23 protein-coding genes, 1 tRNA gene and 1 riboswitch are annotated in these 20,851 nt (G+C 60.3%); of the genes, 9 read left to right on the top strand and 15 right to left on the bottom strand.

All coding sequences use genetic code 11. From position 1 onward, the window contains the following. The first annotated feature begins 14 nt into the window (after positions 1 to 14). Positions 15 to 800: a glycosyltransferase family 25 protein gene (locus ABFT80_RS11470; RefSeq protein ID WP_347972040.1), complete on the top strand. Its 786-nt coding sequence runs from the start codon at positions 15 to 17 to the stop codon at positions 798 to 800. A 30-nt stretch (positions 801 to 830) separates the two neighbouring features. Here ABFT80_RS11470 and ABFT80_RS11465 read toward each other — a convergent pair whose 3' ends face one another. The 3 genes from ABFT80_RS11465 to ABFT80_RS11455 all read right to left on the bottom strand — a co-directional run bounded on the left by ABFT80_RS11465 (position 831) and on the right by ABFT80_RS11455 (position 2,449). Next, entirely contained in the window at positions 831 to 1,016 is a 186-nt protein-coding gene (locus ABFT80_RS11465) for a hypothetical protein (RefSeq protein ID WP_347972039.1), read from the bottom strand. Positions 1,017 to 1,082: 66 nt separating this feature from the next. Continuing rightward, positions 1,083 to 2,117: a fatty acid desaturase gene (locus ABFT80_RS11460; protein WP_347972038.1), complete on the bottom strand. Its 1,035-nt coding sequence runs from the start codon at positions 2,115 to 2,117 to the stop codon at positions 1,083 to 1,085. A 256-nt stretch (positions 2,118 to 2,373) separates the two neighbouring features. After that, positions 2,374 to 2,449 (bottom strand) — tRNA-Lys (locus ABFT80_RS11455). A gap of 278 nt (positions 2,450 to 2,727) precedes the next feature. On the opposite strand from ABFT80_RS11455, the gene ABFT80_RS11450 reads away from it, so the two are divergent. After that, positions 2,728 to 3,390 (top strand): hypothetical protein, encoded by a 663-nt coding sequence (locus ABFT80_RS11450; protein ID WP_347972037.1) that lies wholly within the window; start codon positions 2,728 to 2,730, stop codon positions 3,388 to 3,390. On the opposite strand, the gene ABFT80_RS11445 is transcribed toward ABFT80_RS11450, so the two are convergent. Further along, the gene (locus ABFT80_RS11445; protein WP_347972036.1) at positions 3,391 to 3,720 is read right to left on the bottom strand and encodes a hypothetical protein; all 330 of its coding nucleotides are present in this window, start codon (positions 3,718 to 3,720) and stop codon (positions 3,391 to 3,393) included. It abuts the gene before it with no gap. A gap of 92 nt (positions 3,721 to 3,812) precedes the next feature. Further along, on the bottom strand, positions 3,813 to 4,262 hold the full coding sequence (locus ABFT80_RS11440; RefSeq protein ID WP_347972035.1) for a BA14K family protein: 450 nt from the start codon (positions 4,260 to 4,262) through the stop codon (positions 3,813 to 3,815). Between the two features lie 138 nt (positions 4,263 to 4,400). Further along, positions 4,401 to 4,604: riboswitch (cobalamin riboswitch) on the top strand. 181 nt (positions 4,605 to 4,785) lie between these two features. On the opposite strand from ABFT80_RS11440, the gene ABFT80_RS11435 reads away from it, so the two are divergent. The 5 genes from ABFT80_RS11435 to ABFT80_RS11415 are packed head-to-tail and all read left to right on the top strand — an operon-like array spanning position 4,786 to position 10,342. Continuing rightward, on the top strand, positions 4,786 to 6,645 hold the full coding sequence (locus tag ABFT80_RS11435) for a TonB-dependent receptor domain-containing protein (RefSeq protein WP_347972034.1): 1,860 nt from the start codon (positions 4,786 to 4,788) through the stop codon (positions 6,643 to 6,645). A 54-nt stretch (positions 6,646 to 6,699) separates the two neighbouring features. Further along, complete coding sequence (locus ABFT80_RS11430; RefSeq protein ID WP_347972033.1) at positions 6,700 to 7,518, top strand: ABC transporter substrate-binding protein; 819 nt, start codon at positions 6,700 to 6,702, stop codon at positions 7,516 to 7,518. Beyond that, positions 7,515 to 8,516, top strand: a complete 1,002-nt coding sequence (locus ABFT80_RS11425) for a FecCD family ABC transporter permease (RefSeq protein WP_347972032.1) — start codon at positions 7,515 to 7,517, stop codon at positions 8,514 to 8,516. Before ABFT80_RS11430 ends, ABFT80_RS11425 begins: the two co-directional genes overlap by 4 nt. Next, entirely contained in the window at positions 8,513 to 9,292 is a 780-nt protein-coding gene (locus tag ABFT80_RS11420; RefSeq protein ID WP_347972031.1) for an ABC transporter ATP-binding protein, read from the top strand. Before ABFT80_RS11425 ends, ABFT80_RS11420 begins: the two co-directional genes overlap by 4 nt. A gap of 12 nt (positions 9,293 to 9,304) precedes the next feature. Further along, positions 9,305 to 10,342, top strand: a complete 1,038-nt coding sequence (locus ABFT80_RS11415; protein WP_347972030.1) for a DUF6925 family protein — start codon at positions 9,305 to 9,307, stop codon at positions 10,340 to 10,342. 226 nt (positions 10,343 to 10,568) lie between these two features. On the opposite strand, the gene cobT is transcribed toward ABFT80_RS11415, so the two are convergent. The 4 genes from cobT to cobA are packed head-to-tail and all read right to left on the bottom strand — an operon-like array spanning position 10,569 to position 14,467. Continuing rightward, positions 10,569 to 11,579: a nicotinate-nucleotide--dimethylbenzimidazole phosphoribosyltransferase gene (gene cobT / locus ABFT80_RS11410; RefSeq protein WP_347972029.1), complete on the bottom strand. Its 1,011-nt coding sequence runs from the start codon at positions 11,577 to 11,579 to the stop codon at positions 10,569 to 10,571. A gap of 24 nt (positions 11,580 to 11,603) precedes the next feature. Beyond that, a complete protein-coding gene (locus ABFT80_RS11405) occupies positions 11,604 to 12,362 on the bottom strand; it encodes an adenosylcobinamide-GDP ribazoletransferase (protein ID WP_347972216.1) in 759 nt (252 codons plus the stop codon). Positions 12,363 to 12,371: 9 nt separating this feature from the next. After that, positions 12,372 to 13,685, bottom strand: coding sequence for a cobyrinate a,c-diamide synthase (locus ABFT80_RS11400; RefSeq protein ID WP_347972028.1), 1,314 nt, complete (start codon positions 13,683 to 13,685; stop codon positions 12,372 to 12,374). Further along, on the bottom strand, positions 13,682 to 14,467 hold the full coding sequence (gene cobA / locus ABFT80_RS11395; protein ID WP_347972027.1) for a uroporphyrinogen-III C-methyltransferase: 786 nt from the start codon (positions 14,465 to 14,467) through the stop codon (positions 13,682 to 13,684). The genes ABFT80_RS11400 and cobA overlap by 4 nt, the downstream gene beginning before the upstream one ends. A 53-nt stretch (positions 14,468 to 14,520) precedes the next feature. Here cobA and ABFT80_RS11390 point away from each other — a divergent pair, with 53 nt between their 5' ends. Then, on the top strand, positions 14,521 to 15,636 hold the full coding sequence (locus ABFT80_RS11390) for a cobalt-precorrin-5B (C(1))-methyltransferase (RefSeq protein ID WP_347972026.1): 1,116 nt from the start codon (positions 14,521 to 14,523) through the stop codon (positions 15,634 to 15,636). Here the strand turns inward: ABFT80_RS11390 and cobM are convergent. Genes cobM through cbiE form a run of 3 tightly spaced genes read right to left on the bottom strand, consistent with a single transcriptional unit; the run spans position 15,603 to position 17,979 of the window. After that, positions 15,603 to 16,367 (bottom strand): precorrin-4 C(11)-methyltransferase, encoded by a 765-nt coding sequence (cobM, locus tag ABFT80_RS11385; RefSeq protein ID WP_347972025.1) that lies wholly within the window; start codon positions 16,365 to 16,367, stop codon positions 15,603 to 15,605. The genes ABFT80_RS11390 and cobM overlap by 34 nt on opposite strands. Continuing rightward, entirely contained in the window at positions 16,364 to 16,750 is a 387-nt protein-coding gene (locus ABFT80_RS11380; RefSeq protein WP_347972024.1) for a cobalamin biosynthesis protein, read from the bottom strand. Before ABFT80_RS11380 ends, cobM begins: the two co-directional genes overlap by 4 nt. Next, complete coding sequence (cbiE, locus tag ABFT80_RS11375; RefSeq protein ID WP_347972023.1) at positions 16,747 to 17,979, bottom strand: precorrin-6y C5,15-methyltransferase (decarboxylating) subunit CbiE; 1,233 nt, start codon at positions 17,977 to 17,979, stop codon at positions 16,747 to 16,749. The genes ABFT80_RS11380 and cbiE overlap by 4 nt, the downstream gene beginning before the upstream one ends. Before the next feature lies 1 nt (position 17,980). Between cbiE and ABFT80_RS11370 the strand changes: the two genes are divergently transcribed. Continuing rightward, entirely contained in the window at positions 17,981 to 18,748 is a 768-nt protein-coding gene (locus ABFT80_RS11370; RefSeq protein ID WP_347972215.1) for a cobalt-precorrin-6A reductase, read from the top strand. Here the strand turns inward: ABFT80_RS11370 and ABFT80_RS11365 are convergent. The 3 genes from ABFT80_RS11365 to ABFT80_RS11355 are packed head-to-tail and all read right to left on the bottom strand — an operon-like array spanning position 18,712 to position 20,851. Beyond that, positions 18,712 to 19,476 (bottom strand): precorrin-3B C(17)-methyltransferase, encoded by a 765-nt coding sequence (locus ABFT80_RS11365; protein WP_347972022.1) that lies wholly within the window; start codon positions 19,474 to 19,476, stop codon positions 18,712 to 18,714. The two genes, ABFT80_RS11370 and ABFT80_RS11365, sit on opposite strands and share 37 nt — an antisense overlap. Continuing rightward, positions 19,473 to 20,222 carry a precorrin-2 C(20)-methyltransferase gene (locus ABFT80_RS11360; protein WP_347972021.1) on the bottom strand — a complete coding sequence of 250 codons (750 nt, stop codon included), beginning with the start codon at positions 20,220 to 20,222 and terminating at the stop codon, positions 19,473 to 19,475. Before ABFT80_RS11360 ends, ABFT80_RS11365 begins: the two co-directional genes overlap by 4 nt. Next, positions 20,219 to 20,851: a precorrin-8X methylmutase gene (locus tag ABFT80_RS11355; RefSeq protein ID WP_347972020.1), complete on the bottom strand. Its 633-nt coding sequence runs from the start codon at positions 20,849 to 20,851 to the stop codon at positions 20,219 to 20,221. The genes ABFT80_RS11360 and ABFT80_RS11355 overlap by 4 nt, the downstream gene beginning before the upstream one ends.

Here is a 20,851-nt window from a genome sequence, read left to right as displayed (position 1 = left end):
GTATCGGAGGAAGAATGAGACTGTTCGTCATCAATCTGGATCGTCAGCCAGAGCGATTTAAACGCATGTCGGCAATTTTTGGCAATCTTGGGCTACAGCTTGATCGCGTCAGCGCCGTTGATGGTGCGACATTGTCCGTCGATGATCTCATACGGTTGCGGGACAATGCCAAAGCGCGTCCCGGCGAGACCGCTTGCTTTCTGAGCCATAGGGAGTGTTGGCGGCGCATTGTTGATGAGAAGCTGCCCTATGCGGCAATTTTCGAAGACGATCTGCATATGGGGGATGGGGCAGCCAGTGTTTTGAGTGAAGGCGACTGGATTCCCGCTGACGCGGACATTGTCAAAATTGAAACGATGAATCGTCCAGTCAAAATAGACAAATCACCCGCGGGGCTTGTGGGCGACCGTAAAATCCATCGGTTGCGCGGCAGTCACACCGGCGGCGGAGCCTATATTCTGACGCGAAAAGGCGCAAAAAAGCTACTGGAGACAAGTGAGTTATTCGACAACCCGGTCGATCATTTCATGTTTAATTTCGAATTGCCTTGGGTTAGGTCACTCGAAATATTCCAGCTTTCCCCAGCCGTCTGCATTCAGGATTTCGTGCTCGACAAGCAGGCAAGCTCCTTCATCGGCTTAGGCAGCGATCTGCACCATGAGCGGACCACGAAGCCAAAAGGGCTGGCAAAAGCGTGGCGCGAGATAAAACGGCCGTTTATTCAGCTTTTTAGTTTTATCAGAAGAACGGCTTTCAATCTGCTGACCGACAAACGCTGGGCAATCGTTCCGTTCAGATGAGGCACGCAGTCTTATCCGCCTGCAATTCACTCACCTCTTACGATTGGCGAACACGAGCGCCGCGCCGGTCGCGGCAAGCACGCATCCGAAAACGAATGGCGGGATGAAGTAGGAGAGGGCTTCGGTGTCTTCCCAGCGAAGCCGGAAGCTGTTGCAGCCATTCGGGCTCATGCCGCAGGCGAATGCGTTGAGCCAGACCCAAAAGCCGAATGTCACGATGCAAAGAAGCAGGCCGACGCTGGCGACGATGTAACCGAATATGCGCAGGATCGAGCCCTCAGATTATCCGGCAGCCTGTGTGGCGCGCGCTTCGCGAAACGAGACGAGGCGGCGCTTGTTCTCGTCCCACAGGACAAGTTTGACGGTTCCCAGGCTTTCGAAAAAGGTGATCCGGCCGATGTCGTGAAGTTCGGGAAGGTCGCGCAGCACTTGCGGAAGCCTGTAGAACGGTACTTTGCTCGACAGGTGGTGGACGTGGTGAATGCCGATATTGCCCGAAAACCAGCGCAGCACCGGGTGAAGATCGTAATGCGAGCTTCCGTGAAGAGCTGCATTTTGATGGTTCCAGTCCTTGCCGTCCGACCAATGCGTTTCCTCGAACTGGTGCTGAATGTAGAACAGCCACACACCCGCCGTTGCCGCCATCAAAATAATGGGCATCTGTATCGCGAGGAAGGGGCCAAGGCCGATCAGCCAGATCAGGCCGGCCGCCAGCAGTGCGATGCACAGATTGGTCATCAGGGTCGATACCCATGGCTGGGCACCGTCACGCATCATTCCGATAGGTAATCTGTACTGACAGACGAACAACCACGCCGGTCCAAGGCCGAACATCACCATCGGATGACGATAGAGCCAATAGCGGGCGCGTCCTGACCACGGCAACGCCTGATATTCCTTGACGGTCAATGTATCGATATCGCCAATTCCGCGCTGATCGAGATTGCCCGCCGTCGCATGATGCACGGCATGGGAGCGGCGCCAGTAATCGTAAGGGGTGAAGGTCAGAATGCCGAGGGTTCGGCCGGTCCAGTCGTTGACATCGCGTCGCGTGAAAAGGGAGCCGTGGCCGCAATCATGCTGGAGAATGAACATCCGGACGAGAAAACCGGCAGCAGGGATAGTCAGAAGCAGGCCCCACCAATAGCCATATACGACAGCTATCGAAGCGGTTGCCCATAAAATCACAAACGGAATTACCGTGATCAGAATCTCAAATGTGCTGCGGGCCGTGCTTGGCTGACGATATTTCGCCAGTGCCGCATTCCACGACCGGACTTTTTTCGAAGTGGCGCCCAAGGCGTCAGCATTTGTCATGACTGTCCAGTCTGCGGCTTACGACTGTGTCACAAAGCGGCATAGGAGGTGGCAGAAGAACTCAACGATACCTGACAAACTAGGCAGGTTTAAGTCGCTGTAGCATCTGTTTAGCAATTTGAAAAATAATCAAATCCAATATTTGCAAACAAATGGCCGCAGTTGTTTCTTTAAACCGGCTTGGTTCTACTGAACTCTGGCCGCGACCTCAGATATGGTTCTGAGGTCCATCAAAAATATCAATGTTTTGAAGAAATGGTGGGTGCGACAGGGATCGAACCTGTGACCCGCTGATTAAGAGTCAGCTGCTCTACCAACTGAGCTACGCACCCACACAAGCCGGAAAAACCAACTTGGCGCGGGATATAGCCACAGCTTTCGGGCCTGTCTAGTCCATATCGGAATGTTTTCTTCGAAAGGTGCATTTGTTCTCCGGAAACGTGCCGATCACGCATCGTGTCGATCATGCAACAATCGGTGATCAATTGACCGTGTTGGGTCGATAAACATTTGTGCAATGCAAAAACCGCGTGTTAGTCCGGCGAATGTTCCGAGTGATCGTGCCTTGGTTGCACGAGATTTGCCACAGCAAGTCCGCGGATTTTTCGCCATGCTAAAAACAAAGACTATCGTCCTTACCACCTTGTTCGCGCTTGCATTTTTTCCGGTAGCGAATGCCTCCGACCAGCGCGGTGTGATCTGGTCGCCTTCGCGCGTATCCGACAGTGCGTATCAAATGCGCATGGGTTCGAGATTGCCGACCCGCCTTGAAACAAGTGCCGGCACGGATGTCGGATTCGTCGGCGAAGACTCCCGCAATGGCGGGGTCGCGCCGGGATCGCGGGTCAATTTCTGGGGTTCGGTTAAATTGCCGGCGGCCAAACGAAAGGCCGTTTCCACCGGCGCCGTCGTCAATATGCGTATGAATCCGGCCAGCGGACGCCGCTCCCTGTCGTTCAGCAATACGGGCAAATGGGACATCACACCTGAATGGGCCGCCGAGATTCAGGACAATTACAGTGTGGATTTCGATTGCTGCGGCACTGATAAGCTGAACAGCCGCACCAGCAAATCCGTGCGTATTTCTTCGAAAACCACCGGAACGTCGGTTGTGGCGCGCGGTTCACGTACGGGTACCGACAGTCATTGGCACACAAATGTCGGGCTGGAACAGCGTATCAGCGGAAATTTGAAACTGCGCGCCAATCTCAACGATCTGGCTTCGGATAATGGCACGCAGACGCTTCGCGCTGCCTATTCGCATCGGTGGTAGCTATTCGACGATGGGTTCGCCGCAGGGCTGATAAAGCGTTTCGATAAACCAGTTGCCGTTGTGATTCGGGCGTGTGGCCGTGTCGCCTGCGATGCTATCCACGCCGATACACCATTTGACGAGGCCCGGCGTCAGCCCGAATTCCTGAGCCAGAAAGCTGGATGCCTCGTCCAGTCCTTCGCTGCAATCGTCGGATTTGCAAAGCTGCGCCTGACGGGCGACGTCCAGAAGGGCTTTTTGGCCGCTGGAGGTCACCCAATACCAGATGCCGCCTGCGATAATGGCCAGCATAATGACAAGTGCGCCAAGGATTTTCAGATAAAACGCCATGCGCGGGAAAATATTGCCGCCACGCGGCGGACACAAGGCGTAGCGCGGGATTCAACAGAGAAAGGCGGCTTTTGAAGCCGCCTTTTTCAGGTTCAGTACGGCGAGTAGCAGATTTGCCGCGGACCGTTATAGGGCTGGAACGTATTGTCCGAGGCGCGATACGAGCGGTAGCGGTCATAGCACCAGCGGATATGCGCGTTCGACGCTGCCGGTTGACGATAGACCGGGCGGGGGCGGTAGACGGGGGCGGGCTGAGCGATCGCGCCGCCGACAATTGCGCCCATCGCGAATGCCGCAGGCGGGAACCACCAGCCATTGTGCTGACGCCAGCCGTGACGCGACTGCCTGTAGCCGCGATGGCCATTGTAATAGTGGCGTCCACCGCTTCGATAATAGCCGCGACGATTCTGGATTTGCTGAATGTCGGACTGAGTTTCGACTTTCATAGGCTTCAGCGGCGCTGCAACCACAGGCGCGGAAGTTGTGGCAAAGGCAGTCAGGGCGACCGTCGATGCGCATATCAGCGAGAATATTTTTCTCATGTTGGGCTCCTCAGGAATTAATTTTATTGTGACGCCCTGAAAATCGCGCTCAGACGATGAACGGAAGCTGAATATGAGCATTACATTTTTGTAAGCATTTGCCCCGGCAGCGAATTGACTGATCGTTGCCCCGCAGCTAGCGTTCAATCTGGAATTGGTTCCGCGCAAGCGGATCAAAAGGGAACACGGTAAGGCCTTCAGGCCAAAGCCGCGACTGCCCCCGCAACTGTAACCGGTGAGCAAGCTTCCACTAAGCCACTGACGGCGCATTCGCGTTGTTGGGAAGGCGGAAGATGGCGACGACCCGGAAGTCAGGAGACCTGCCTTTTCCAGTCATCTAGCTTGGGCGCGGGGCGCGGCCAGGTGCGGTTTTCCGTCGCGGTGACATCTGAAAAGTGTTGCCGCGCGCTGGCAGGGCCGGGATACGCAATCATTGCGTCCATTTCTCACCCGTTCAGACCGTGCGGTTTCGATTGAAACCATGGGCGCGTGTGGCGCCCGCGATGCATTTGGGTGGGCAGATATGCAGAAATGGACAATTTACGCCGGCGCATTGGTGCTGGCTTTCTCGAATAATGCTGGTGCGCAGGAGCCGGACGACCGCGACGCGGACGCAATCAGGCTCGACCCGGTCGTCGTCACGACGCCGCTACGGCGTGAAACCACGCTGGCGCGCTCAACCTCGTCAGTTACAGTGATCGACCGCAAGGAGATCGATCAGTCGGCCGCGCCCGATCTGCCTTCGTTGTTGAAATCCTATACCGGCGTTTCTATCATTTCCTATGGAGGGCAGGGGGCGTCGGCCAATGTCTATCTGCGCGGCATGTCAGCCACGCAGACGCTCGTGCTGATCAATGGCGTGCGGGCAAGCTCCGCCACCAGCGGAACGACATCAATCTTCAATATCCCGCTTGCCTCGATTGAACGTATCGAGATCGCCAAGGGTGCGCATTCCGCACAATACGGTGCCGATGCGATGGGCGGTGTAGTCAACATCATAACGAAGCAGGGCGGTGCTTGCGCCGACGGTCGCAACACCTGCGCGACGCTCACAACCGGCGTCACCCATCCCTGGGGCGGATATGTTTCTGGTACGGTTCAGGGACGCAGCGAAAGCGGCGTAAACTATGCGCTCGGTGGCAACCTGCTCGGTACGCGCGGCTATGATTTCACTACGCCGCTCGCCTGGGGTCATGAGCCCGATGATGACGGATTCCTGCAAGGCTCGGCCAATCTTTCATTTTCGAAGGATTTCGACTGGGGACGGCTTTACGCAGATGGTCTTTTCGCACGTGGACGCAGCCAGTACGATGACACATTCCCGTTCGCCAACGAAGTCGATACCACTACATTTGCCGGAAAACTGGGCGCGCATGTCCTTCATTCCGACAGTTGGTCTTCGACAGTGGAGGTGAGTTCAGGCCTGGATTATTCGACGAATTTCCGGGACGACGTGCCTGGCAGCAGCCAATTTGACACGCAGCGCTACGGCATCTTCGCCTCGACTGAGAAACGCTTCGATACCGGCAAGGCCAATCACATCTTCACCGGTGGTGTGGAAGCTTATCGTGAACATGTCGATTCGACCGTCGATTTCGCTGTAGATTCGCGCGACTTGGCCGCGGTGTTCAGCCAATATTCGCTCGAATATGAGGCGCTGCGCGTCGATGCGGGCGTCCGCTACGACCACAGCAGCCAGTTCGGCGGGGCGACCACTTACAATGTCGGCGCGAGCTACGAGGTGCTGCCGGATCTCGTACTGCGTTCTTCTTACGCCACTGGTTTTCGCGCGCCGACCTTCAATGATCTTTACTATCCCGGCTTTTCAAACCCAGACCTGAAGCCTGAAAAATCCCGCTCCTATGAGGTTGGTTTGAATTGGCAGGCGACGGCAGGCACCAGTCTCGATCTCGCTTTCTACCAGACGTGGCTGACTGACGCGATCGCCTTCATTTCTCCGATCCCGTTCAACGTCGCCCGCGCCCGCATAACCGGTTTCGAGGCGACGCTGGCACACCGCTTTAGCGACGAGTGGAGCAGTAAGGCCACGATCGACATCCGCGAGCCGCTTAATCAGGACAATGGCAAATACATTCCCAACCGCGACCGCTTCAAGGCGACCGCCGAGCTCACCTACAGCCCGACCGAGCAGCTCGACCTGATGGCAAAAGTCCTGTATGGCGCGGCGCGCTACTCCAACGCGGCCAACACCGAAAAATTGCCGGACTATGTGACCGTGGATTTTACCGCGCTTTATGCGCTCGATGCGCAATCGCAGTTCAAATTCTCGGTCGAAAACCTGTTCGACGAGGAATACGCCACCGTCACAAACTACCGGGCACCGGGACGCACCTTCAATCTGAGCTTTACGCGAACGTTCTGAACGGAGAGGTTCAGCATCGGGCCTTCTCTTGAGGCCTGATGCCTGGAGAAAAGCATGAAACGGATCATCGCGATCTTGATAGTTTCGGTCCTCAATAGCTGGGCGGCATTTGCCGCTGAAGCCCCGCGCCGCGTCGTTTCCATGAATGTCTGCACGGACCAGCTTGCCATGCTGATTGCGGGCGAGGGGCAATTGTACTCGGTGTCCTATCTTGCGGGAGACAAGACGAGTTCGGTGTTGGCAGATCAGGCCGGTCGCTATGTCGTCAATCATGGTCTGGCGGAGGAAATTTTCCTGATGCAGCCCGATCTGGTGATTGCAGGCACGTTTACCACGCGCACGACCGTTTCGCTGCTTAGACGGCTCGGTTTTCACGTCGAGGAATTTGCGCCGTCCAACTCGTTCGAGGACATAAGGCAGGATATTTTGCGTATGGGCGCGCTGCTCGACCGGCAGGCAAAGGCTGCGGAGTTGCTGGCGGAACTCGATACCGGCTTGGCCGAATTGGCGAAACAGGAGCCGACGGGCAAGACCGTCGCGCTCTATTACCCAAACAGCTACACGTCCGGTTCCGGCACGATGGTCGATGCCATCGTCAAGGCTTCCGGGCTGACAAATCTGGCGGATACACTGGGAATGACTGGCACGGTGAAACTGCCGCTGGAATCGCTGATTATGGCGCGGCCGGATTTGATCGTCGGCGGTTCGGGCGATTATGAAGGTCCGGCACTCGCCGATCAGGGCTTTCAGCATCCGGCATTTCAGGCGCTCGCAACGGATCGGACGCGCGTTTCCGTGCCAAGCAAATACACGATCTGCGGCGCGCCTTTCACGCTGGAGGCCGTGCGCATGATGTCAAAGGCGGCGAAATGAGCGAGACCGCCAGATACCGATTTCTGCTTGCGGGACTCGCGCTGGCGACCGCGATCCTGTTTGCGCTTTCGCTGACAGTTGGCCCCGCCGCAATCGCGTTCTCCGACAGTATCGCGGCGCTTTTTTCAGGAAAAGCCGATGCAATCGGGCTGATTATGCGCGAAATTCGCCTTCCGCGTGCGATTTTGGGCCTGCTTATCGGCGGAACTTTGGGGCTTTCCGGCGCAGTCCTGCAAGGTTATCTGCGCAATCCGCTGGCCGAACCGGGGCTGCTCGGCGTTAGCGCATCTGCCTCGCTCGGCGCAGTCATCGTGATCTACTCAGGGCTGACGGCGGTCTTTCCGCTGGCGCTTCCATTTGCGGCGCTCGCCGGTGCGGTGCTTGCCGTCATCGTCGTGCAGGCGCTGGCAGGGCTTCGCGGCGGGGCATTGACCATCATTCTGGCGGGCGTTGCGGTTTCGAGCTTTGCGGGTGCGATGACCTCGCTGGCGCTCAATCTTTCGCCAAACCCGTTCGCCTCGCTCGAAATCGTATTCTGGATGCTCGGTTCGCTGACCGACCGCTCGATGACCCATGTCTGGCTGGCCGCACCCTTCATCATCGCCGGAAGCGCGATGCTTTTGAGCCTTGGGCGATCGCTCGACATTCTGACGCTCGGCACCGATGCGGCGGCCAGCATGGGCGTCAATCTCAGGCATGTGCAATTGCTGGCAATCCTCGGCACTGCCGCATCGGTCGGGGCTGCGACCGCCGTTGCGGGTGCGATAGGCTTTGTCGGGCTTGTCGTGCCGCATGTGCTTCGCCCGCTTGTCGGGGCGAGGCCGGGCAGGCTGCTGCCTGCAAGCTGGTTCGGCGGGGCAATCGTACTGCTCGCAGCGGACATTCTGGTGCGGCTGATTGCGCCGGAAAAGGATCTGAAGCTCGGCGTTCTGACCGCGATCGTCGGCGCGCCGTTCTTCCTCTGGCTCGTCTTCCGCACACGGAGGTCGCTGCTATGACGCTTCTGTCCTTGAAGAATATCAGCGCCACGCTTGGAAAAACCGAAGTGCTTCATGGTGTCTCGTTGGATGTCGGCAAAGGCGAACTGGTGGGGTTGATCGGCCCGAATGGCGCGGGAAAATCAACGCTGCTGCGCGCCGCACTCGGGCTGGTTCAGGCAAAAGGCGACGTATCGATTGCCGGAAAGCCGGCAAAAGGCATGAATTCGCGCGAAATGGCGCGTTATGTCGCTTATCTGCCGCAGGAACGCGAGATCGGCTGGGCTGTTTCTGTGGAAATGCTGGTCTCGCTTGGACGTGCGCCGCACAGACCGGCTTTTGCCGCGCTGGACGACACGGACCGGGCGCTGATCGAGGCCGCGATGCGACACATGGATGTGGAAAGCTTCCGCGACAGGCCTGCCAACGCGCTTTCGGGCGGCGAGCGGGCGCGGGTGCTGATTGCGCGCGCGCTGGCGCAGGATGCGTCGCTTCTTCTGGCAGATGAGCCGACCGCTGGGCTCGATCCTGCGCATCAGATCGGCTTGATGCAGTCATTCCAGAAACTGGCCGGCGCAGGCAAAAGCGTCGTCGTTTCGCTGCACGATCTGGGCCTCGCCGCGCGCTGGTGCACGCGGCTTGTGCTGCTGGATGGCGGCAAAATCGCTGCCGACGGCACGCCGGAGGACGTGCTGACGCCTGACAATCTTCATCGGGTTTATGGCGTCGAAGCCTATCTCGAACGCAAGGCGGACGGGCTGATCGTGCAGCCGACAGGTCTTTTGCAACGAAACTGAGGGGAGGAACAGATGGCGGGAGATTTGCATCAACTCGTTCGCGAAGGGCTGATCGACTGGCAGACCGGCTGGAGCATGGGGACGTTCGGCGCGATCGCCGAATTCCATCAGGATCGCGACGAACCGGCTGTCATCGACGATTCCTACGCGCTGAAGCGCGCGACGCGGCGCGGCGGCATCAGCCTCGATCACAAGATGCTCGATAGCGTGGTGCCGGTTGCCTACGAGACGATCAGCCCGCGCCCGCATCGCTGGAGCCACGCGATCTCGCTTTGCCTGCCGGAAGCCGAGGCACGGCGCGATGCGCGCAACGTTTTGACGGAAATTGGTCCCGACGACGACGCGGTGCGGGGTATCGACCGCACCGGCATATTGTTCGACATGGGACTTTCACTGCCGCAATGCGATTTCTGCATCCGCACCAGCGATCCCAAGCTGCTCGGCGTATTGCGGGCGCATCTCGGACGTTCGCTGTTCGAGCATGACAATCCGGCAATGGGGGCGATTCTGTCTGTGCATCCGCATCGTGTGGCGCTGACAAACCTCGGGCGCGTCGAGGTTTATCAAAAGATCGGCGGGCCGGACACGGGCGGGGTTTCGCCACCCGGACCGCATACGCATGTGCTGCCGAAATTGCTGCGCAGCGGGCGTACGCACTCGGCCAATACGCCGATACCGGCAGATCTGCTGCCGGTCGGCGCTTTGCATCCGGGCAACCCGGTCGTCGGGCCGCTGGGTGAGGAGCGCGCTTTCGATGGCGCTTTACATGAGCGGTTTCAGCGCCTGTTTGAGCATTATGGTCAACGCGAGACGGTTCTGCTCAAGGAGAGCGTGCTTTCTGCGCTGAATTCCGGGCGCGGCCCTGATGGGTTTGAGGTGCCGGGCGACCGTTTCGGACGCGCATCCATGCGGCTTGCCTTGCGCCAGCAGGCGCGGATCGCCGAATATGAGCGCAATGACGAACTGGCGACGCGCGTAAAATCATGGCGCGCTGCGTTTGATCCGGTAGATGATGTGGCGGATTCCGAAGAGGAAGCGCCGGGGCATTAAACGCTCTTAGAAGCGCCGGCGGGACAGCACCCCCCTCTGCCCTGCCGGGCATCTCCCCCTCAAGGGGGGAGATTGGCTGACATAGCTCTCCGCCTTCATTCGGCAAGGTCTGCAATTGGTATTCCGGGTTCATGACGGAGTGATCTCCACCCTTGAGGGGGAGATGCCCGGCAGGGCAGAGGGGGGTGCTGTCCCGCCTGCGTTTCTATCTAGGGCTCTGATCTGATTATTTGTTGGAAACACCAGCTTCGGCAAAGCTTGCCATGCCGTTGTGGCATTCGAGCGCGGAGCGGACGATGTTGACCGCGAGGCACGCGCCGGATCCTTCGCCGAGCCGCATGCCGAGGTCGAGAAGCGGCGTGAGTTCCAGCGCTTCCAGCAGGCCGCGATGCCCGGCTTCGGCTGAGACGTGGGCGGCAAGTGTGTGGGCGAGTCCGGTTTTATTGAGGCGTGCGAGTGGTGCTGCGGCAGCCGTGCAGACAAATCCGTCGAGCAGAACCGGCACGTTGCGATGGCGCGCGGCGAGGACGGCACCGAGGATTGCAGCGAGTTCGCGCCCGCCGAGGCTGGCTGCGAGCTTCAGTGGATCGTTCAGTGCTTGCGTGTGAAGGGCGAGACCTTTCTGGATTGCGACGATCTTGCGGTTCAAACCTGCATCGTCGATGCCGGTGCCGCGTCCGGTCCATTTCGCGACATCGCCGCCGAAAAGCCCGGCTGCGATCGCTGCGGCGGGCGTCGTGTTGCCGATGCCCATTTCGCCGAAGCAGACCAGATCGAGATCTGCATCGACGGAATCGTAGCCTTTTGAGACGGATTCAAGAAAATCGGCCTCATTCATCGCGAGTTCTTGCGTAAAATCCCCGGTTGGGCGCTCGATTTCGAGCGGAATGACCGACAATTCGGCATTTGCAGCGCGCGCCAACTGGTTGATGGCTGCACCGCCTGCAGCGAAATTCGCGACCATCTGGACCGTTACTTCAGCCGGGAAGGCCGAAACCCCTTGTGCAGTGACGCCGTGCGAGCCAGCGAAGACGATTACTTTTACACGGTCGAGGCGTGGTTTTTCGCGGCCCTGCCAGCGCGCCAGCCACGCGGCTATCGATTCCAAGCGCCCAAGGCTTCCCTGCGGCTTCGTCAGCGTGTCCTGACGCGCCAGTGCCGCCTGTTCCGCTTCGACGTTTCCTGTCGGGAGATCGAGGCAGGCAGCGCGAAGTTCATCGAATGATTTGAAAGGCATAGAGAAAAAATCTCCGAAATTGAATCAGGACAGGGTTGCCGACGCGATGAGAAAGATTGCAATTTCCGCGATCTGTTGAAGCGCACCCAGCGTATCGCCGGTCTGGCCACCGATTTGCTTCATGCACAAATGCCGGAAACCGAAAAAGCAGATTGCGAGAATGATGATTGCGATCAATGCGGTGCTCAGGCCAAGAAGCAGCAGACCGGCCAGCCCCAGCAGTGCGGCAACAATGGCCACTTCGCGTGACGGTTTTCCCGCAACGGCTGCGAGCCCTGCCTGTCGGGCAAGCGGCGTGATATGCATGAATGCCGGGAGCAGACCGCGCGAGGCCATGTGTGCTGCGATCAACGCGACGACCACCGACGAGGGCGCGCCGATAGCGGCAAGCGCGCTCCAGCGCAGCAGGACCGAGACGAGAAACGCCGCAGAGCCATAGCTGCCGATGCGGCTGTCATGCATGATTTCGAGCTTGCGATCGAGCGTCGCGCCGCCGCCGAACCCGTCCGCGGTGTCCGAGAAGCCATCTTCGTGCAGGCAGAAGGTGGTGAGCATTGTGGTGGTGACTGCAAGTGCGGCGGCGGGGCCGGTGGAAAGGCCGACAGCAATCGCGCAGGCATAGACGAGACCTGCGAGCAGCGCGACGATGAGCCCTGCCAAGGGTGCCGCCCAGATTGCGCGGGCAAGCTTTATACCTTCGAGATCAAGACGCGGCAGGGGCAGGCGGGTGAAGAATATGACGCAGAAGGCGACATCCTGAACCAATGTGCGGGGCGGCGGCATGTTCATACGTCAGGCCCTCGCAATGGCATGAAAGAAGGTGCCGCTGACATTTCCGCGCCTGCCGCCGAACGGGCCGAGCGCATTGCCCTGACCGTCGGCAAGTTCTCCGAGCGGCTGATCCGCCCCCTTGTCCAATATCGTTGCATAGTGGAATTCGTGGCCGCGGATAAGCGTATCTGTCTGGCCAAGCGGGCATTTGGAGGTGAGCCGCGCCTGACGGTAGCCGAGGTTCATCTTGCGCTTGGCAAAGCTCGTCGCGTGGCCGAGAAGTCCGAGCATTCTATGGGCAGCGCCATCGGCATCGACGATGCTTTCGCCAAGCACCATGAAGCCTCCGCACTCGCCGTGAACAGGGCGTGTTTCGGCAAAACGGCGCACGCCTTCGCGGAAATTTTCTGCCCGCGCGAGCGTTCCTGCATGAAGCTCTGGATAGCCGCCGGGCAGCCAGCAGACATCGCAATCCATCGACGGTGCCTCATTCGCCAGCGGCGAGAATGGCACCATTTCGGCGCCTGCGGCACGCCAATGAGCGGCGACATGCGGATAAAGGAAGCTGAACGCGGCGTCCTGAGCAAGCGCGATACGCTGGCCGGGCGGGGGCAAGGCGTCATTCGCATCGCCTTGCGATGGGGCAATCGGTTCCGCCAGCGCGAGGATAGCGTCGAGATCGAGCGAGGCTTCGGCCATGTCGGCCAGGCGATCGAGATGGCCGATCAGATCGGAATGTTCGCTGGCCTGAACCAGTCCGAGATGGCGTTCCGGCAGCGAAAGCGTGGGATCGCGCAGGATTGCGCCGATGACCGGCAGGCCGAGCGCTTCGATGGCATCGCCGGTCAGGCGTTTATGGCGCTCGCTGCCTAGGCGATTGAGCACGACACCGGCGATGCGCACGTCAGGATCATAGGTGGCAAAGCCTTTTGCGATGGCTGCGGCGGTTTGCGATTGGCCGGAAACATCCAGCACAAGTAGCACCGGCAGGCCGTATAGCCGCGCCAGATCCGCCGCCGAACCGGAGCGACCGGCGGGGGCCGGAATGCCATCGAACAGGCCCATCGCGCTTTCAAGGATGACCAGTTCAGCATCGTCTGCGGCCTGCGTTGCCAGCGCGTTGAGAAGCGGCGGCGACATGGCCCAACTGTCGAGATTGACGCCCGGACGGCCGGTCGCTGCCGCGTGAAAGGCTGGGTCGATATAATCAGGGCCGGATTTTGCGCCGCGAACCTTGATGCCGCGCCGCGCGAATGCGCGCAAAAGGCCGATGGTGACGCTAGTCTTGCCTGAGCCGGAGCGTGGCGCGCCTATGATGATACCGCGCGCGGTCATGGGCGGCCCAAAAGTTCTGCGCGCATCGAGACGATGCCGCCGATAACGATCAGGACGGGCGACACGACATTCGCGCGCGCGGCGGTTTCGACCAGCGTGCGAAGCGTCGCGGTCACCGTGCGCTCCTGCGGCAGCGAGGCATTCTCGACCAGCGCTGCCGGCGTGTCGGCCGGCAGCCCGCCCGCTATAAGGTCCGCCACCGTGTCGGCCATATGCGTAAGGCCCATATAGATGATGATGGGCTGGCCGGTGCGAGCAAGCGCTGTCCAGTCCGGCCTGTCGTCCGAGGCGGCGGCAAAGCCGGTGGCAAGGATGATCGCGCCGTTGACGCCGCGCACAGTGGCCGGAATGCCCGCCGAGGCAAGGCCGCCGAGCGCCGAAGTGATGCCGGAAAGCACGCGCCAGGGAATGTTTTCGCGGGTCAGCACCAGCGCTTCCTCCGCGCCGCGTCCGAAAACGAAAGGGTGCCCGCCCTTCAGCCGCACGACCTTGCGACCCTCGCGGGCCAGCTTTACCAGCAAAGCGTTGATGTCGCCCTGCGGGATCGACAGCCGCCCGCCGCGCTTGCCGACGAAGAATTTTTCGGCCTGGCTCGCGATGTCGACTATTTCGGGCGACACCAGCGCGTCATGCACCAGCGCGTCGGCTTGGGAAAGCGCCGAAAGCACATCGAGCGTCAGCAGTCCCGGATCGCCCGGACCGGCACCGGCAAGCCACACATGGCCGGGCTCGAGTTTCTTCGGCGTGTATTTCAGGCGGGCGATTGCTTTTTCGAGACTCATGAATGCCGCTTTCGCCGATGACGTAGGGCTCGCGCAAGCCTATAGAACGGATCATGAGCGAAGAAGAAAGCCCACTGAGGCGCGGATGGACGACCGGCGCATGCGCGACCGCTGCCACCAAGGCCGCGTGCGCCGCACTTGCGACGGGTGTTTTCCCCGATCCGGTCGAGATTACGCTGCCCGGCGGCAATGTTACGGCTTTCGCGCTCGCCAATTGGGAACTGCGCGATGGCGAAGCGCAGGTCGGCATCATCAAGGATGCCGGTGACGACCCGGATGTCACGCATGGCGCGCTGGTCACAAGCACGGTGCGAATGGGTGCTGCCGGAAGCGGCATTATCTTCAAGCGCGGTGAGGGTGTCGGGCTGGTAACGCGGCCCGGTCTGCCGATCCCGCCCGGCGAGCCTGCGATCAACCCCGTGCCGCGCAAGATGATCGCTCAGGCGATTGGCGAGATCGCCGGAGATGCAGTGGATTTCGAAGTCGAAATTTCCGTCGAGGGCGGGCAGGAAATGGCGCAACGCACGCTCAACCCGCGATTGGGCATTCTTGGCGGCATTTCCATTCTGGGAACGACGGGTATCGTCATTCCCTATTCCTGCTCGGCCTGGATTCACTCGATCCATCGCGGCATCGATGTGGCGCGCGCTATGGGGTTCAGCCATGTCGCTGGCTCTACGGGCAACGCATCCGAAATGGCGGTCCAGAAGTTCCACGATCTGCATGAGGTGCAGTTGATCGATATGGGCGATTTCGTCGGCGGGATGGTCAAATATATTCGTGCGCATCCGGTGCAGCGCGTGACGATTGCCGGTGGCGTCGCCAAGATGACCAAGCTCGCCCAAGGCATGCTCGACGTTCATTCCAAGCGCGGCGCGGCGGATCTCGATGCTCTGGCAAATGTCGCGGAGACTGCCGGGGCCAGCGCCGATCTTGTCGGTCGGATACGCTCTGCGAATATGGTGGCCGAGGCGTTTCAGCTTGCGGTCGCGGAGGGCGTGGACATTGGAAACGCGATAGCGGCAAGCGCCTGGCAAACGGCGGCGGGCGCATTCAACGCGCCGGAGATCGAACTTGAAATCCTGATATTCGACCGTGAAGGCCAGTTGATGGGGCAAGCGCCCTTCGCATCCGCTCATGGACCCTCACGCCCCCTGAAGCGGCGCTGATAATAGGCATCGTAGAGCGAGCTTTCGCGAAATCCTTCGGCGGCCAGCGACTTTCCGACGAAAATGATCGCGGTGCGCTCTATCGGGTTTTCTGCAAGCATCGCCTCGATGTTCGAGAGCGTACCGCGCAGGATGCGCTCTTCCGGCCAGGAAGCGCGAAAGACGATGGCGACGGGGCAGTCCGCGCCGTAAAGCGGCGTGAGTTCCGCGACAACGCGGTCGATTGCGTGGATCGCCAGATGGATCGCCAGCGTCGCGCCGGTCGCGCCGAAGGCTTTGAGCGTCTCGGCTTGCGGCATGGGCGAAGCACGTCCCGAAATGCGCGTCAGCACAAGGCTTTGCGCGACTTCGGGAATGGTCAGTTCGCGGCCAAGGGCTGCTGCTGCTGCGGCGAAGGATGGCACGCCGGGCGTCAGCGTGTAGGGAATGCCGTTGCGTTCCAGACGGCGCATCTGCTCGGCAACCGCGCTCCAGACGGAAAGATCGCCGGAATGAAGCCGCGCGACGTCCTGTCCGGCCTGATGCGCTGCCACATATTCGCGCTCGATCTCGTCCAGCGACATCGGCGCAGTATCGATCAGCTTCGCGTTCGGCGGGCAGTAATCCAGCAGTTCGGGCGACACGATGGAGCCGGCATAGAGGCAGACCGGGCAGGCGGCGAGCAATTTTGAGCCGCGCACGGTGATGAGGTCGGCAGCGCCCGGTCCGGCGCCGATGAAATGGACGGTCATGGCTCGTCTCCGCTGACAGCGATGGCGCAGGTGACGTCGCCCTCGACATGGCGAGGCCCAAGCAAACGCGAATTTTTGCCTGCAATGGCAAGCGCCGATGCCTCGGACACTGATGGCGTTCCAGCAGCGCTTAGGGACGCCTCGGATCGGGTGAGGAGTTTGGCGTCTACGGCAGCAATCGCGTCGTCATTGGCGATCAGCAGCGGTTTTGCGAGTGTCCTGGCGGCAGCGATGATGCCCGTTTCCTGCGCTTTCAACTGAATGGTCGCGAGTGCTGAAAGTCGCGTGCTGGCGAGGCAGTGGGTGGATAGAGCCGCGTGAGTTGCAGCCAGAACTTCGTGTTCAGTCGCGCCTTTGCGGCAACCGATTCCTGCAACGATCATGGCTTCACCCAAACCCATTGCGTTACCGGCATTGCGGGACGCCAGCCATGCATCGCGCCGACCGGAACTGTGCGGGAAACTGAGAGGCGCAGAAGTTCGCCGCCGCGCGCCGCATGTTGCGCGAGAAGCAATTGTTCCATTTCCAGCGTGACCGCGTTTGCAACGAGCCTGCCGCCTGAGCCGAGCACATCGATTGCGGCATCCAGAACGCCTGCTTCGCTGCCGCCGCCGCCGATGAAAATCGCGTCGGGTTGTTCAAGTCCAGCGAGCGCTTGAGGGGCTGTTCCTTCGACGAGGGTGAGGCTAGGGACGCCGCAGGTGCCGGCGTTGCGCCTGATGCGCGCCGCGCGATCTGGTACGGATTCAATTGCGATTGCGCGCATGGAGGGGTGGGCGAGCATCCATTCGATACAGATCGAGCCTGCGCCAGCGCCGATATCCCATAGAAGTTCGCCGCGCCTCGGAGCCAGCGATGAAAGCGTGACGGCGCGGGTTTCACGCTTGGTGAGCTGACCGTCATTCTCGAAAAGATCGTCGGGCAGGCCGGATGTCAGCGGCAGGATTCGCGCTTGCGATTCTGATTCCACTTCGATCGCCAAGATATTGAGCGGATTGATGTTTTTCAGATCGAAGCTGAAGGCGGTGGCGCTTCGGATGTTCTCGTTTTCACCGCCCAAGGCTTCCATAACCGAGAGGCGCGACTGGCCGAAGCCGTTTTCAGCAAGAAGCGCTGCAATTGCTGCGGGACCGTCCGCATCCGACGTGAGCGCGAGAATGCGCGTCTTTGTGTGAAGAAGTGGCCGGATAAGATCGATGGGCCGTCCATGCAGCGAGATTTGCTCGACATCCTGTAGCGCCCATCCAAGCCGTGCCGCGGCAAGCGACATGGAGGAGGGCGAGGGAAAGACGTGCATTTCGGATGCAGGAACATGCCGGGACAGTGTTACGCCTACGCCGTGGAAAAACGGATCGCCTGAGGCGAGCACGCAAATCCGTCTGCCGCGAAGTGCCAGCACGTCGCGCATCGCCGCGTCGAACGGGCTTGGCCATGCCCGCGCTTCGCCGGAAATCGCGTCTGCCGCGAGTTCAAGGTGGCGCTTGCCGCCGAAGACGATCTCGGCCTCGCCAATCGCCTGCTTGGCCGCGTCGCCAAGACCGGCTAAACCGTCTTCTCCAATGCCAACGATTGTCAGCCAGCGATCACCGGCGCTCCGTTTTTCAGCAGGCATGATGACCCACCGCATTCTCATTCTGGGCGGCACGATCGAAGCGCGTTTGCTTGCGGGCAAGCTTTCCGAACGCGCAGAATTCGACGTGACGCTCTCGCTCGCCGGACGCACCGAAAAACCGGTCGATCACCCTGTTCCGGTTCGAAGCGGCGGTTTTGGCGGGGCTGACGGGCTCGCGACCTACCTCCAAACCGAAAAAATCGACCTGCTGATTGACGCGACGCACCCTTATGCCGCGCAGATTTCGCGCAATGCAGCGGAGGCTTCGCGCATCAGCGATGTGCCGATCATTGCGCTGCGCCGACCTGCCTGGGAGCAGGTTCAAGGCGACCGCTGGACGCTCGTTGACGACGCATCGGGTGCGATAGAGGCGCTGGGCGATGCGCCGCGCCATGCATTTTTGGCGCTCGGACGGCAGGAAGTCGCGCAATTCTCGCAAGCGCCGCAGCATTCCTATGTCATTCGCAGCGTCGACCCGATCGAGCCGCCGCTCAACGTGCCGAACGCCGAATACATTCTCGACCGCGGGCCTTTTCAAGAGGCGGTTGAACTGACGCTTCTGAAAGGTCGCGGCATCGATGCCATCGTCGCCAAAAACAGCGGCGGGAGCGCCACCTACGGCAAGATTGCTGCCGCGCGTCTGCTTGGCATAAGTGTGATTTTGTTTCGTAGACCGGATTTGCCCGAAACGCCGTCCGGCAAAAACGTCGCCGAGGTGATGGCGCTCATCGATCATGCGTTCGGGCCTGCCAAAAAGCGCGGCGTGTAAACGAGGCTTGGGCGCTCGCCGCGCTCGATGATGCGGGTTTCCGGCGAGCCGATGATGACGCAGGTTGCCATATCGGCGTTGGCGGCATCCGCTTCGCCAAGAGGCGCGACGGCGATGCGCTCGTCCGGGCGGCCTGCGGCACGGCCGAAAATGACTGGCGTCGTTGCAGGCAGCGTCTGGCGCAAAATCTCGAACGCCTTGCCAAGTTGCCACGGACGCGCCTTGCTGATCGGATTGTAGAGCGCGATGACGAACCCGGCGCGCGCAGCGGCTTCGAGCCGGTTTTCGATGATTTCCCAAGGCTTCAGATTGTCGGAAAGCGAAATCGCGCAGAAATCATGTCCGAGTGGTGCGCCGATGCGGGCTGCCACGGCCAGCATCGCGGTCACGCCGGGGATGATTTGCAGATCGATGTCGCGCCATTCTGCCGGGCCTGCCTCGATTGCCTCACAGATTGCGGCAGCCATTGCAAAGACACCGGGATCGCCGCCGGAAATGACTGCGACTTTAGCGCCGCCCGCTGCTTTTTCGAGCGCGGCATTGGCGCGGGCGAGTTCTTCGCGATTGTCGGAGGCAAGACGCGTCTGGTCCGGGCGCAGCGACAGGCGGTCGAGGTAGGGTCCGTATCCGAAGAAAAACTCGGCCTCCTGAGCAGCTTTTGCGGCTTGCGGCGTGATCTGGTCTATATTTCCCGGCCCCAGACCGATGACGGTTAAGGTGCCGCTCATGTCAAGCTCTCCGGCTTACCTGCCCAGCCGGGCACAAGCACGATGGAAAAGTAAGGCGCTGTGTCGTCGGCCTTGTCGGCAAGCGGCGTGGAGACGGTATTCGCCATCGTACCGCGCTCGACATAGATCGCCTGTCCCAGCTTTCCAGCAGCCTCCAGTGCGCGCCGGATTTTCGGCAGGTTGCGGCCGACCTTCATGATGACTGCCGCATCCGTGTCGGACAGGCGGCGCGTCAGTTCGAACTCGGCCATCGTGCCGGGAAGGACGCTCAGCACATCGTCGCCTTGTACAATGGGCAGGCCGGTCTGCGACCAGCAGCCGGACATGGCCGTGACACCGGGGATAACTTCGGTCGGGAAACGTCCTGAAAGCCTGACATGCAAATGCATGTAGGAGCCGTAAAACAGCGGATCGCCTTCGCTCAACACAGCGACCGTGCGACCGGCAGTCAGATGCTCTGCCACGGCCTGCGCGGATTCTTCATAAAAACCGTTGATCGCCGTGCGGTAATCGTCGTGGTTTTTATCGATTTCGGTGGTGACTGGATAAAGCAGGGGCAATTCGATTATGCCGGGCTTCAGATGCGCGCCGATGATTGCGCGGGCATTCCCATTGTTGCCGCGTTTTGCAAAATGCGCGATCACATCGGCTTCGCCCAGCGCGCGAACGGCTTTCAGCGTCAAAAGCTCCGGGTCGCCGGGGCCTGTTCCGACGCCGATCAAACGGCCTGTTGGCACAGCGTTCAAAGACCCGGCCTCGCAAGTGAATTGACCGCTGCGGCGGTCATGGCGCTGCCGCCCATGCGACCGCGCACGATGGCGAAGGGAACGCCGAAACTGTTTTCAGCCAGTGCGTCCTTCGATTCCGCCGCGCCGACGAAGCCTACCGGCATGCCGATGATGGCGGCAGGTTTCGGCGCGCCGTCGCGTAGCATTTCCAGAAGGTAGAACAAAGCAGTCGGTGCATTGCCGATGGCGACGACCGCGCCGCCCATGCGCTCACCCCACAAATGCATCGCGGCGGCAGAGCGGGTATTGCCGATTTCCCTGGCGATTTCCGGCGTTTTCGGGTCGCGCAACGTGCAAATCACCTCATTATTGGCAGGCAGACGCGCATGGGTGACGCCGCGCGACACCATTTCTGCGTCGCAGAAAATCGGCGCGCCGTTTTGCAGGGCCGTTCTAGCCGCCGACACGAAGCCTTCCGAAAACACGAAATACTGTGCGGCCTCGACCACGCCGCAGGCATGGATCATGCGGATCGCAACATCGGATTCGGCCTCGGAAAAGCGGGAAAGGTCGGCCTCGGCGCGAATGATGGCGAAGGATTTTTCGTAGATCGCATTTCCGTCGTGAATATAGTCGTAAGCGGACAT

Origin of the sequence: Foliimonas ilicis (assembly GCF_039939195.1) — a bacterium.
GTDB lineage: Bacteria > Pseudomonadota > Alphaproteobacteria > Rhizobiales > Rhizobiaceae > Foliimonas > Foliimonas ilicis.
The sequence above is the reverse complement of the archived record's forward strand: the minus strand, read 5'-3'. Positions and strand labels throughout refer to the sequence as shown.

What these genes read in the sequence shown, in the direction of transcription:
- ABFT80_RS11470 (WP_347972040.1), top strand. Translation starts at nt 15, where the DNA reads ATGAGACTGTTCGTCATCAATCTGGATCGTCAGCCAGAGCGATTTAAA.
- ABFT80_RS11460 (WP_347972038.1), bottom strand. Translation starts at nt 2,117, where the DNA reads ATGACAAATGCTGACGCCTTGGGCGCCACTTCGAAAAAAGTCCGGTCG.
- ABFT80_RS11450 (WP_347972037.1), top strand. Translation starts at nt 2,728, where the DNA reads ATGCTAAAAACAAAGACTATCGTCCTTACCACCTTGTTCGCGCTTGCA.
- ABFT80_RS11445 (WP_347972036.1), bottom strand. Translation starts at nt 3,720, where the DNA reads ATGGCGTTTTATCTGAAAATCCTTGGCGCACTTGTCATTATGCTGGCC.
- ABFT80_RS11440 (WP_347972035.1), bottom strand. Translation starts at nt 4,262, where the DNA reads ATGAGAAAAATATTCTCGCTGATATGCGCATCGACGGTCGCCCTGACT.
- ABFT80_RS11435 (WP_347972034.1), top strand. Translation starts at nt 4,786, where the DNA reads ATGCAGAAATGGACAATTTACGCCGGCGCATTGGTGCTGGCTTTCTCG.
- ABFT80_RS11430 (WP_347972033.1), top strand. Translation starts at nt 6,700, where the DNA reads ATGAAACGGATCATCGCGATCTTGATAGTTTCGGTCCTCAATAGCTGG.
- ABFT80_RS11425 (WP_347972032.1), top strand. Translation starts at nt 7,515, where the DNA reads ATGAGCGAGACCGCCAGATACCGATTTCTGCTTGCGGGACTCGCGCTG.
- ABFT80_RS11420 (WP_347972031.1), top strand. Translation starts at nt 8,513, where the DNA reads ATGACGCTTCTGTCCTTGAAGAATATCAGCGCCACGCTTGGAAAAACC.
- ABFT80_RS11415 (WP_347972030.1), top strand. Translation starts at nt 9,305, where the DNA reads ATGGCGGGAGATTTGCATCAACTCGTTCGCGAAGGGCTGATCGACTGG.
- cobT (WP_347972029.1), bottom strand. Translation starts at nt 11,579, where the DNA reads ATGCCTTTCAAATCATTCGATGAACTTCGCGCTGCCTGCCTCGATCTC.
- ABFT80_RS11405 (WP_347972216.1), bottom strand. Translation starts at nt 12,362, where the DNA reads ATGCCGCCGCCCCGCACATTGGTTCAGGATGTCGCCTTCTGCGTCATA.
- ABFT80_RS11400 (WP_347972028.1), bottom strand. Translation starts at nt 13,685, where the DNA reads ATGACCGCGCGCGGTATCATCATAGGCGCGCCACGCTCCGGCTCAGGC.
- cobA (WP_347972027.1), bottom strand. Translation starts at nt 14,467, where the DNA reads ATGAGTCTCGAAAAAGCAATCGCCCGCCTGAAATACACGCCGAAGAAA.
- ABFT80_RS11390 (WP_347972026.1), top strand. Translation starts at nt 14,521, where the DNA reads ATGAGCGAAGAAGAAAGCCCACTGAGGCGCGGATGGACGACCGGCGCA.
- cobM (WP_347972025.1), bottom strand. Translation starts at nt 16,367, where the DNA reads ATGACCGTCCATTTCATCGGCGCCGGACCGGGCGCTGCCGACCTCATC.
- ABFT80_RS11380 (WP_347972024.1), bottom strand. Translation starts at nt 16,750, where the DNA reads ATGATCGTTGCAGGAATCGGTTGCCGCAAAGGCGCGACTGAACACGAA.
- cbiE (WP_347972023.1), bottom strand. Translation starts at nt 17,979, where the DNA reads ATGCCTGCTGAAAAACGGAGCGCCGGTGATCGCTGGCTGACAATCGTT.
- ABFT80_RS11370 (WP_347972215.1), top strand. Translation starts at nt 17,981, where the DNA reads ATGACCCACCGCATTCTCATTCTGGGCGGCACGATCGAAGCGCGTTTG.
- ABFT80_RS11365 (WP_347972022.1), bottom strand. Translation starts at nt 19,476, where the DNA reads ATGAGCGGCACCTTAACCGTCATCGGTCTGGGGCCGGGAAATATAGAC.
- ABFT80_RS11355 (WP_347972020.1), bottom strand. Translation starts at nt 20,851, where the DNA reads ATGTCCGCTTACGACTATATTCACGACGGAAATGCGATCTACGAAAAA.